This window comes from Mycobacterium lehmannii, assembly GCF_001499925.1.
In the GTDB taxonomy this organism is placed as follows: domain Bacteria; phylum Actinomycetota; class Actinomycetes; order Mycobacteriales; family Mycobacteriaceae; genus Mycobacterium; species Mycobacterium lehmannii.
On the sequence record NZ_LQIR01000034.1, the window covers coordinates 126,299 to 138,088 of the forward strand.

At 65.6% G+C, this 11,790-nt stretch carries 8 protein-coding genes; 3 read left to right on the forward strand and 5 right to left on the reverse strand.

The window, feature by feature from the left end; all coding sequences use genetic code 11:
- Window positions 1-188 precede the first annotated feature (188 nt).
- Window positions 189-1,151: a class 1b ribonucleoside-diphosphate reductase subunit beta gene (gene nrdF / locus AU192_RS17515; protein ID WP_064398421.1), complete on the forward strand. Its 963-nt coding sequence runs from the start codon at window positions 189-191 to the stop codon at window positions 1,149-1,151.
- Window positions 1,152-1,167: 16 nt separating this feature from the next.
- Here the strand turns inward: nrdF and AU192_RS17520 are convergent, their stop codons facing one another.
- The gene (locus AU192_RS17520; protein WP_064398423.1) at window positions 1,168-1,884 is read right to left on the reverse strand and encodes a GAF domain-containing protein; all 717 of its coding nucleotides are present in this window, start codon (window positions 1,882-1,884) and stop codon (window positions 1,168-1,170) included.
- A gap of 528 nt (window positions 1,885-2,412) precedes the next feature.
- Here AU192_RS17520 and AU192_RS17525 point away from each other — a divergent pair.
- Window positions 2,413-2,772, forward strand: a complete 360-nt coding sequence (locus tag AU192_RS17525) for a hypothetical protein (protein ID WP_133148041.1) — start codon at window positions 2,413-2,415, stop codon at window positions 2,770-2,772.
- Between the two features lie 365 nt (window positions 2,773-3,137).
- Here the strand turns inward: AU192_RS17525 and AU192_RS17535 are convergent, their stop codons facing one another.
- From AU192_RS17535 to AU192_RS17550, 4 genes are all read right to left on the reverse strand, one after another.
- Window positions 3,138-3,989, reverse strand: a complete 852-nt coding sequence (locus tag AU192_RS17535) for a SigB/SigF/SigG family RNA polymerase sigma factor (protein WP_082695046.1) — start codon at window positions 3,987-3,989, stop codon at window positions 3,138-3,140.
- Between the two features lie 227 nt (window positions 3,990-4,216).
- Complete coding sequence (locus AU192_RS17540) at window positions 4,217-7,039, reverse strand: FAD-binding and (Fe-S)-binding domain-containing protein (protein WP_082695060.1); 2,823 nt, start codon at window positions 7,037-7,039, stop codon at window positions 4,217-4,219.
- A 92-nt stretch (window positions 7,040-7,131) separates the two neighbouring features.
- Window positions 7,132-8,253: an enolase C-terminal domain-like protein gene (locus tag AU192_RS17545; protein WP_064398429.1), complete on the reverse strand. Its 1,122-nt coding sequence runs from the start codon at window positions 8,251-8,253 to the stop codon at window positions 7,132-7,134.
- An 11-nt stretch (window positions 8,254-8,264) separates the two neighbouring features.
- Window positions 8,265-10,058: a thiamine pyrophosphate-requiring protein gene (locus AU192_RS17550; protein ID WP_064398431.1), complete on the reverse strand. Its 1,794-nt coding sequence runs from the start codon at window positions 10,056-10,058 to the stop codon at window positions 8,265-8,267.
- Window positions 10,059-10,286: 228 nt separating this feature from the next.
- On the opposite strand from AU192_RS17550, the gene AU192_RS17555 reads away from it, so the two are divergent.
- Window positions 10,287-11,786, forward strand: a complete 1,500-nt coding sequence (locus AU192_RS17555; protein WP_242656968.1) for a phytoene desaturase family protein — start codon at window positions 10,287-10,289, stop codon at window positions 11,784-11,786.
- Window positions 11,787-11,790: the final 4 nt, after the last annotated feature.

Below are 11,790 nucleotides of genomic sequence, written 5' to 3' on the forward strand. Positions count from 1 at the left end.
TCGGTGCGCAGAGTCGATCAGAATGCACACTGGCCGCAGCGGTAACTCGTCGGCGGGAACGACACGCCAACACACGATGTTGTGTTAGCCGTGGATGTCGTCCCCCAGGGGTAGTGTCGATGTCGGGCGACAGAACCGCGGCAAGCGGACCAAAGACCAGGTGAAATGGGGTTCTCGTGAGTGATGGCATGAAGCTGATTGACCGTGTCTCGGCGATCAACTGGAACCGTCTCCAGGACGAGAAGGACGCCGAGGTCTGGGACCGGCTGACGGGCAACTTCTGGTTGCCGGAGAAGGTGCCGGTATCCAATGACATTCCGTCGTGGAACACGCTCAATGACCATGAGAAGCAGCTGACGATGCGGGTGTTCACCGGCCTGACGCTGCTCGACACCATCCAGGGCACGGTCGGGGCGGTCAGCCTGATCCCCGATGCGTTGACCCCGCACGAGGAAGCCGTCTACACAAACATCGCGTTCATGGAATCGGTGCACGCGCGCAGCTACAGCAACATCTTCTCCACGTTGTGCTCGACCGCCGAGATCGACGACGCGTTCCGCTGGTCGGAGGAGAACCCGAACCTGCAGCGCAAGGCCGAGATCGTCATGCAGTACTACAAGGGTGACGAGCCGCTCAAGCGCAAGGTGGCCTCGACGCTGCTCGAGAGCTTCCTGTTCTACTCCGGGTTCTACCTGCCGATGTACTGGAGCAGCCGGGCCAAGCTGACCAACACCGCCGACATGATCCGGTTGATCATCCGCGACGAGGCCGTGCACGGCTATTACATCGGCTACAAGTTCCAGCGCGGTCTGGCGCTCGAGGACGCCGCCACGCAGGCCGAACTGAAGGACTACACGTACGAGCTGCTGTTCGAGCTCTACGACAACGAGGTCGAGTACACCCAGGACCTCTACGACGGTGTCGGCCTGACCGAGGACGTCAAGAAGTTCTTGCGCTACAACGCCAATAAGGCGCTGATGAATCTCGGCTATGAGGCGTTGTTCCCGCGCGACGAGACCGACGTCAACCCGGCGATCCTGTCGGCTCTGTCGCCCAACGCCGACGAGAATCACGACTTCTTCTCGGGTTCAGGGTCGAGCTACGTGATCGGCAAGGCCGTCGTCACCGAAGACGAGGACTGGGACTTCTAGCCGGTGCGCTACGAGGTCAGTCCGGATTGACGCCGAACAGGCGCGCGCGGAGCACCATAACGAAGTCCTCCATCACCTGGACATGGCCGGGCGTCCACCGGCGGGGCCTGGTGTCCCAGGCGATGAGCGTGCCGATGGTGTGTCCCTGGCCGTCCGTCAGCGGGAAGCCCGCGTAGGCCACGACGACACCCTCCTTCACTGCCCAATGGTCGCGCAGAAGCGGTTCTTGTCGGGCGTCGGCGACGACCAACGGCTTGCCCGTAACGAGAACTTCGCGGCCGAGGGAACCCTTCAAAGGCCCCTGACGTCTGACTGCCATTTCGCCGGTCAGACCGATTGCACTGCACATGTACTGGGTGTCGCGATCGATCAGTGTCACCGCAGCTGACGGCACCCCAACCGCGGCCACCACCATGCCGACGATGCGGTCGAGGCTGCGGGCCCGTTCGGCGTTGAGCAAACCACTGTCGTAGAGCGCGCGGAGTCGATCAGGGTCGGAGATGACAGCACCCTCGGCGAGGGCTGTGACCGGGTCGTGCGTGTCCAGGTTCAACGATTTGACGTGCGCCATGAGTTCGCGCACATCGCCGTCACCTCGGCGAGCCCGCTCGATGATCATCCGGGAAGCTACGGCGCGGCCGATGTATGTCTCGGTGGATTCGCCGACCTTGTGTGCCTCCTCGATCAGAGCGGCATACAGCCACTCATCGAAGCCCGGCAACGTCGGTGTCATGGCTTCAACGCTACGCGCAGGGAATGCGATTATCGCGCCTCGGACAAAGCCTTTGGTTTGCCGAACTAACCATGGCGACCGCGGGGCACATCACCTCAACAACGTGCTGGGCGGGTCGGTTCGACGGCGGATTGCGCCGATCCGTCCAGCACGTATTTCTTACCCTGACGACGCGAGATGTGCCCGACACCGGAGCCCTTCGAGGCACGGCGTAGTGCGTGCAAATTGAGCCGAGATAGCGTCCGCTGCAGCGTCATTCGCGCGCTGGTCGTCATATGTCAGCCGTATCCGGAGCGCACTCGTACGAGACGACTGCGCCGGCGGCCGGTGGCTCGGACCAGCGATGGGCATCCGAGTTCTTGGTTTGACCCCCGACGCTCATGGCGATCTACCGAGAAGCAGCGAACCTCGCTGCGATCTGGCTTATCGTTGGCGTCACAACCGATCAGCGATGGGGACGGGGGAAGGGCGCTGATGTTGGTGGGCGGTCCGAGCCAGTCTGACGTGGAGTTCAGCGGGTCGCACTCGGTGACCCGGCTCGCCGAGCAATCCGCCGTGACAGCGTTTCTCGACAGTGCTGCCGTCACTGCGACGGGACTGATCATCGACGGAGAACCGGGAATCGGCAAAACAACGCTGTATCGTGACGCTGTCAACGCCGCTTCGGCACGCGGGTTCAAAGTTTTGATGGCGCAGGGCGATCCGGGTGACGTGACATTTTCCTTCGCTGCCCTCTCGGATCTCCTCGCGGGCGTCGATCTTGAATCATTCGAGTGTCTGTCCTCGGTACAGCGAGCGGCGGTGAACAGCCTTCTGCTTCACGATCACACTCCCGCCGCTACCGACGAACGCGGGGCGGGAGCGGCATTCCAGTCGGTGGTGCAATGATTATCGGCCCACGCACCGGTGCTGATCGCGATCGACGACGGGCAGTGGCTCGACACGCCGAGCGCCACGGCCATCCGTCATGTAGCGCGGCGGGTGCAGGGACCGGTCGGCATCCTCGTCACAACGCGGACCGGAGAGCCCGGATCTCTTGAAGCGCAGCTTCGCCTGCAAATGGCTCATCCGGACGTCCTGCGCCGCCTTCATATGACGCCGCTGACCATGGGTGGCCTTCATGCGCTGGTCGCCAACGGGAGTGGTGAACGGTCGCATACCGAACGCGCCCGGTCGGGCGGCGACCGGCGAAATCGCGGGCTCCGGACCCGAGCTTCCCGATGGGAGTCGGTTGAACCGAGAGGCGGCATCGGTCACCGGGTGTGGCAGGCGGCCAAGAACACCGCCGCCAGGATCGCCGCGCCGTCTGTACACATTCGGATCCGCAGTTGGTCGAGCGTCGCCCTGAGCAAGCGTGAAACGTGCACCTGGGAGACGCCGAGCGACGCGGCGATGTCGCGTTGCTTGCGACACTCATAGAACCGCATTCGCAGGACGGCGCGCTCCCGAGCCGGGAGTTCTCGTACCAGCTCGGCCAGGACGGTGAGGTCTTCGACACGAGCAAAGCCGGCATCCTCGACACCTCCGATCGAGCTGCGCAGTCGGGGTCCGCCGTCCTCAGTCCTCAGATCCTCGTCCAAAGAGAGCGGTCGATACGCCTGCCGGGCCTCCTCACTCTCTCTGATCTCCTCGGGACTGACGTCGAGTTCGGACGCCAGTTCCTGCACTGTCGGCATCCGGCCGATGCGCTGTGACAGGGCATCGACCGCAGCACGGATGGCCAGGGTCGACTCCTGATAGCGGCGCGGCACGTGCACTCCCCAGGTGTTGTCGCGGAAATGACGGCGAATCTCCCCGAGGACGGTCGGTACGACGAACGATACGAATCGGCCCTTGTTGCGGTCGTACCGGTGAACGGCCTTCACCAGCGCCAGGCGCGCGACCTGAAGGAGGTCCTCCCGGGATTCGCCGCGGTTGATGAACCGGTAGGCGATGTGGTCAGCCAACGGCAGGGCTTTCTCGACGATCCGTCGCCGCCAGTAGCGCCGGTCCTCCTCCGTCTTCGCTTCCTCCAGACATGCGTACAACGCGTCGACGTTGATGTAGTCGTCGGTCTCATCTTCCGGGGCGGGAGAGGCGCCGGCGGGAGATTCGATCGTGGTCATGAGGCGGCAATCCTGCCGATCGGTGGGCACACAGTCCGCTTCACTTCGTCCTCACATCGCTCTAGTCGGGTCTGGGTCCGTCGGCTGTACAGACCGGTCTGTACCGGTATTAGCCGGGCGCGGGGGGGTCCAAACTGAGAGTTATCGAAGAACTTGATAACGCTTCCAGCGCAGACGCAATGAGCGCCGCCCCGGTGGGCGGATTCGAACTGCCGACGGACTAACTGCTAACGCAGCGCCGCCGCCAGCGCCTGCACGGTGTGGATCGCTTCGCGGCCCGAGAGGTGGCCGATCTGCGTGCGGCAACTGAACCCGTCCGCCAGGACGAGGGTTTCCGCGCCGGCCGTCCGGACCGCGGGCATCAGCTTGTCCTCCGCGCAGGCGACCGATACGTCGTAGTGGCCGCGTTCAAAGCCGAAGTTTCCCGCAAGGCCGCAACAGCCGGCGTCGAGCACCTGAGTCGAGACTCCGGTCGACTCCAGCAGGTCCTTCTCGTCGGTGTAATGCAGAACCGCGTGCTGGTGACAATGTGGCTGCACGATGGCTTCTGCCGGACGCTGCGTCGGGTGCCAGTCCGGAGCGAACTTGGCGAGCACCTCGCCAATCGTGTACGTCTGGCCTGCCAGCCGGTGCGCATCCTCGTCGCCGTACAGCAGGTTGGTCAGATCCGAGCGGAACACCGCGGCGCAACTCGGCTCCAGCACGACGACCGGAGTGCCGGAACGCAGCGCGGGCCGCAGAAGTCGTAGCGTCCGCCGCAGCACCTGCTTGGCGACGCCGAGCTGGCCCGTTGAAATCCACGTCAGGCCGCAGCACACCGTGCGCTCGGGCACCTCGACCTCGAAACCGGCAACCTCCAAGACGGTGACCGCGTCACGGGCGATGTGCGCGTCGAAGTTGTTGGTGAATGTGTCGGGCCACAGCACGACCTTTCCGCGCGCGGGGGGCGTCGACTCCGGTCGCCGGCTGTGGAACCAGTGCGAGAAGCGCTCGGGCGCGAACTTCGGGATGTCGCGTTGCTCGGCGATCCCCCCCGCCTTCTTCAGCAGCGTGGACACCCCTGCGGCGTGGGCCACGGTGTTGAGCGGACCCGGCATCACCGTGGCCATACGCGCCAACAACGGCAGCCAGCCCATCGAATAGTGGGCCATCGGCCGCACGCGGTGGCGGTAATGATGGTGCAGGAACTCCGCTTTGTACGTGGCCATGTCCACGTTGACCGGGCAGTCGCTCAGGCAACCCTTGCACGCCAGGCACAGGTCAAGCGCGTCTCGTACGTCGGTGGATCGCCAACCGTCGGTGATGACATCGCCCTGCAGCATCTCGAACAACAACCGGGATCGGCCGCGCGTGGAATGTTCCTCCTCCTGGGTGGCCCGATAGCTCGGACACATCACGCCGGACTCCTCGCTCCGGCACTTGCCGACGCCGACACAGCGATTGGCCGCCTCGCTGAATCGATGATCCTCCTCGGGGTAGGAGAAGGCGGTCTTTGGCTCCAAGGGCAGATATGACGTGCCCATCCGGAGGTTGTCCGTCATGCGGAACGGCTTGACCACCTTGCCAGGGTTCATTCGGTTCCGGGGGTCGAACAACGTCTTGGTTTCCTCGAAAGCGGAAACGACTCGTTCCCCGAACATCGTGGGCAGTAGCTCACCGCGGGCCTGGCCGTCCCCGTGTTCGCCCGACAGCGATCCGTTGTAGTCGGTGACCAGGTGTGCCGATTCCTCGACAAACGAACGGAATCGGTCGACGCCCTCGGCGGTGCGCAGTTCGAAGGGAATCCGGGTATGCACGCAGCCCTGGCCGAAGTGTCCGTACAGGGCAGCCGACCCGTAGTCGTAGCGGCCGAGGAGCTTGCGGAAGTCGCGAAGGTAGTCGCCCAGCCGGTCGGGCGGGACGGCGGCATCTTCCCAGCCGGGATGTGTCTTGTCCCCCTGCGGTGGATAGGCCGTCGCGCCCAGCCCGGCCTCCCGCGCCGCCCAGACCTCTTCTTTTCGCGCCGGGTCGTCGTAGACGGCGGCACGAGCGCCCGCAGCCTTGTCGAGCGCGTCGGCCATCACCTTGGACTTGTGGTCCGCCTCCTCTTGGGTGTCGCCGTTGATCTGCACCATCAACCAGGCGCCGCCCTCGGGCAGATCGTGCAGCGCTCGTTCGGCCATCCGCCTGCTGTGTTCGAGCGAGACCAGCCGCCGGTCGATTCCCTCCAACGCGGCCGGGCGGTGCTCGAGCACCGAGGGAACCGCGTCTGCGGCGGCCACCACATCCTCGAAACCAAGGATCGTCAGGGTGCTCGCCGCCGGCCGCTTGACCAGGTCGATCTCGGCGCGAAGTACCGTCACCAATGTGCTTTCGCTGCCGACCAGGGCCTTGGCGAGGTGAAAACCGTTCTCGGGCAACAGCGAATCCAGGTTGTAACCGGAAACCCGACGCGGGATCTTCGGATAACGCGCGCGGATGTCGTCGGCGTAACTACCGACGATGTCGCAAAGCCCTTGATAGATAGCGGCTTCGCGGCCCGTCGCCGTGGCCGCGCGTGCACCCGGGTCTTCGTCGGGTCCGACCCACATGCGCAGGCCGTCATAGGTCAGGATCTCGAGGCGGCGGACGGAGTCCACCATCTTGCCGTATGCCTGTGCCGTCGCGCCGCAGGAGTTGTTGCCGATCATCCCGCCGATGGTGCAATCGAAGTGGGTGGACGGCTTGGGGCCCACCATCAGCCCGAACGGCTCGAGGTGGCGGTTGAGCAGGTCGAGCTTGATACCGGGTTCGACGATCGCGGTCGCGGCATCGGGGTCGACCGACACCACGTTGGTGCAGTACTTGCTCCAGTCCAGAACGACGGCGGCATTGCAGCACTGGCCGGCAAGACTCGTTCCGCCGCCTCGGGACAGGACGGGAACGTCGTACTCGCGACACACCGCGACGGCTTCCTCGGCACCTTCCGGTGTCGCGGGTACCATCACACCGATCGGGATCTGGCGGTAGTTGGAGGCATCGGTCGAATAGGTGGCGCGTGAACCGGCGTCGAATCGGACCTCACCGCACATGCGCTTCGCCAGGTCGTTCGACAACGACTCGAACAACGTGGGCGTGCGGCCTTTGCTCCGTTGCAGTGAAGTCACCTGAACTCCTTGGGTACTCAGTGGGTTCGGAACCGCTCGATGTCGTCGGGGCGAAGCTCGAGTCCGTGACCCGGGGCCTGGGTGTCGGGCCGTAGCACGCCGCCGACAGGGTCGTGCGCTCCGTCGAAACACATCTGTTCGATCCGGACATGGTCGCGGAACCACTCCAGGTGGCGGAAATTCGGCGTGGCGGCGGCGACGTGCAAGTGCAGATACGGCGCGCAATGGCCGGACACCTCGAGGCCGTGCGCCGCGGCGACGGCGGCGGCGCGGAGCCACTCGCTCAGTCCACCGCAACGGGTCGCGTCGATCTGCAGGCAGTCCACCGCGCGCGCCTGGCACATCCGCTGGAAGTAGTACAGGTCATAGCCGTACTCCCCGGCGGCCACGTCCGCATCGACGGCGTCGCGCACTGAGCGCAAACCGTCCAGGTCATCGGAGGAGACCGGTTCTTCGAACCAGCGCACGTCGAATGCCTTGGCCGCCTGCATCACCCGCACGGCCTGTTTGCGCTCGTAACCGCCGTTGGCGTCGACGTAGAGTTCCACATCGTCGCCCACCGCTTCCCGGGTGAGCGACATGCGGGCCAGATCCCGGTCGACCCGCGTGCCCCACGACTCACCGATCTTGATCTTCACCCGGGGGAGGCCGAGGCGAATCCAGTGCGCGAGTTGGCCGCGCAGTTCGCTGTCGTCGTAACTGGTGAAACCTCCGCTGCCGTAGACGGCTACGTCGTCGCGTGCCGCACCCAGCAGGCGGCACAAAGGCATCTGCAGCAGCCGCGCCTTGAGATCCCACAAAGCGACATCAATCGCTGAGATGGCCTGTCCGGCAACGCCTCGTCGGCCCACGTTGCGGATTGCGGCGATCATCTCCTGGAGGCGGCCGGGGATGTCGAATGCCGGTGCTCCGACCACGATGTCGGCCAGCTTGCGGTTCACCAGGTCGGCCACCACGCTCGCGCCGTACGTCCACCCGGTGCCGCATCGGTCACCGGCCCGGATCTGGACGAGGATCATCGTCGTGGAGTCCCAGCTCAACGTGCCGTCCGCCTCCGGCGCATCGGTTGGAATCGCGTAGGCCGCGGCCGTCACCGACTCCACCACCACACTGTCGACCCCGCTCTGGGGCTTGGTCATCGGACTCGCTCTCAACTGTTCTTGTGCGGCATGAACTCCTGGGCCTTGGTCTTGAGACCCTCCACGATGAACCCCCAGCGGTTCTCGTCGCCCTTCAATACGGCCGCGGCGGCCGCCTTCGCCTGATCCCACTCGGCGTGCGGCGGGATCGGCGGCATGTCCGGATCGGTGAAGACATCCAACACAGTGGGACGATTGGCCGACAATGCCTCTCGCCACGCGTCGTGCAACTCGTCTGGATCCTTGATCACCATCGCGTTCAAACCCAGGCTGGCCGCGAACGCCGCATAGTCGACATCCGGAAGCGATTGGGACTCAACAAATTTCGGCGCTCCGGCCATGGCGCGCATCTCCCACGTCACCTGATTCAGATCGTTGTTGTGCAGGATCGCGATGATCAACCGGGGATCGCTCCACTGCTGCCAGAAGCGCTTGATTGTGATCAGTTCGGCCATCCCGTTCATCTGCATGGCGCCGTCACCCTCGAAGACGATCACCGGCCGGTCGGGCGCGGCGAACTTGGCGCCGATGCCGTAGGGCACGCCCGGCCCCATCGTCGCCAGCGTGCCCGACAACGATCCCCGGATGTCGTCGCGGAACCGCAACAGCCGGGCATACCAATTGGCGGCCGAGCCGGAGTCCGCCGCGACGATCGCGTTGCCGGGGAGCTGCGGCGACAACTCCGAGAAGAGCCGGAGCGGGTTGATCGGGTGGGCCCCGACCATCGCCTCCTTCTGCATGGTTTCCCACCAGCGGGCGACATTGGACTCGATGGTCTCGCGCCAGGATCGGTCCTGTTTACGCTTCAGGTGCGGAATGAGCGCTCGCAGCGCGACTTTCGCGTCCGCGACCACATTGACCTCATAGGGGTAGCGCATGCCGATCATCTTCGGGTTGATGTCGATCTGCACGGCGCGGGCCTGGTCGAGTTCGGGCAGGAACTGCGTATAGGGGAAGCTCGAGCCGACGGTCAGCAGGGTGTCGCAGTCGCGCATCAGCTCATAGGACGGGCGAGTGCCGAGCAGCCCGATCGAGCCGGTTACCCAGGGCAGTTCGTCGGAGAGCACGTCCTTGCCGAGCAACGCCTTCGCCGCGCCGGCTCCCAGCAGCTCGGCGACCTCGGAAACCTCCTCATGTGCTCCGCGTGCCCCGGCGCCGACGAGTATCGCCACCTTCTCACCCGCGTTGAGCACCTCGGCGGCGCGTGCGATCGCGGCGTCGTCGGGCGCGGGGGTCGGCCAGTCGATGCCCAGGCTCGACGGCACCATCTTGAACGCGTGCTTGGGTGGCGAGTACTCGAGTTCCTGGACGTCGGACGGGATGATCACGGCGGTGGGCGCGTGCTCGCTCAGCGCGACGCGGATGGCGCGGTCGATCACGTTCGGCAACTGTTCGGGCACCGTCACCATCTGGACGTACTCGCTGGCGACATCCTTGTAGAGGCTGAGCAGGTCGACCTCTTGTTGATAAGAGCCCCCCATCGCGCTGCGATTGGTCTGACCGACGATCGCCACCACCGGGACATGGTCGAGCTTGGCGTCGTACAACCCGTTGAGCAGGTGGATGGCGCCGGGACCCGACGTCGCCATGCACACGCCGACCTTGTCGCCGAACTTCGCGTACCCGACCGCTTCGAACGCGCTCATCTCCTCATGCCTGGACTGGATGAACTGCGGTTTGTTGTCGGCGCGCCCGAAGGCGGCCAAGATTCCGTTGATCCCGTCGCCCGGGTACCCGAAGATATGCTCGACGTTCCATGCGCGCAGCCGTTCGAGCAGGAAATCGGCGACATTCTGGCTGGACATGGGGTCTCCCTTCACGGTCCCGGCGTCTCGGCCAACCGCATGCCCACGGCCACCTCGCGGACCAGGCTGCGGCGAACGAAGCGCGATGGGTCGGTCGGCTACGTCAGGCGTCATACCCTGGCGTTCGCCGTCCATACGTCCCGATTCCTGTGCATCGGATGAGAACGGCATCACTCGCTTTGTCGTCGATCTTGTTTGGGCGCCGGCACAGGTGGAATGACTTGGGCGGTGAGCGACGATTCGAACGCCTCGGATGTTGCGGTGGTCGGCAGCGGGCCCAACGGGTTGGCGGCTGCCGTGCTCTTCGCCGCGGCGGGCTTGTCGGTGACGGTTGTCGAGGCCCAGTCCGAGCCCGGGGGTGGAGTGCGCACCGAGGAGCTCGATCTGGGGGTGCCGCTTCGGCACGATCTGTGCTCGGCCGTGCACCCGATGGCGGCGGCGTCGCCGTTCTTCCGCGGCTTCGGGCTGGGCGAACGCGGCGTCGAGTTCGGATTTCCGGATGTGTCGTTCGCCCACCCGCTCGACGGCGCGCCCGCCGGGATCGCGTACCGCAGCCTCGACCGCACGATCGAAGAACTGGGCGGGAGCCACAGCAGCGATGGTCGGATCTGGCGGCGCGTGATGGGGCCGCTCGTCGATGCCGTGGAGACCGTGCGCGACATCGGGCTGTCCGACATGCGACATCCGCCGGCATCGGCGCTGACTCCCAAAGGTCTGGTGGCGGCGCTCACCATGGCGGGCCGTGCGCTGGAGCTCGGCACGTCGGTGTGGGACCGGGTGACCGACGCGCACCGGTGCGGCGCCATGTTGACCGGCGTCGGTGCGCACGCCAACACCGCGTTGCCGTCGCTCGCGGGAGCCGGAACGGCGCTGATGCTCGGTTCCCTCGCGCATGCGCCGGGATGGCCGTTGCCGATCGGGGGAAGCCAGGTGATAACCGATGCGCTGCTCGCCGACCTGCGGGCTCGCGGAGCGACGGTCCTATGCGATCGGCGGATCGAGTCCGCCGCGGCGCTGCCGCCGGCCCGGGTTTACGTCTTCGACACCTCGGTGTGGACGCTTGCGAAGGTGTTTGGTGACCGGCTCGCACCGCGGTACCGCCGGGCGCTGCGGAGATTCCGGCCCGGAAACGGCGTCGCCAAGGTCGACTTCGCGTTGTCTGGACCGGTGCCGTGGGCCGATCCGCGGATCTCGGCCGCCGGCACCGTCCACCTCTGCGGCGATCGGGCCCAGATGAAGCGGGCCGAGGCGGACACCACGGCGGGCAGGCACAACGAGAGGCCGATGGCACTGCTGAGTCAGCCGACCGTGGTGGATGCGACACGCATCGGCGCGGGCGGCGCGCTTCCGCTGTGGACCTATGCTCATGTGCCCAACGGGTCGACTCGCGACATGACGGCGACGATGACCGCACAGATCGAGCGCTTCGCTCCCGGCTTCCGGGACGTGATCATCGGGTCGCGATGCATTCCCGCCGCCGACCTGCACCGTCACAACGCGAACTACCGCGGCGGTGACATCGCCGTCGGGCACGTGTCGCTGTACCGGATGGCCGCGCGGCCGGTCGCCAAATGGAATCCGTACCGGACGTCGCTGCCCAACGTCTACCTCTGTTCGGGCGCCACGCCACCGGGCCCGGGGGTGCATGGGATGTCCGGGGTGCACGCCGCGACGCGCGTACTTCGGCAGCACTTCGGAATTCACTCGATGCCGGACATCGGACCCTGAATAT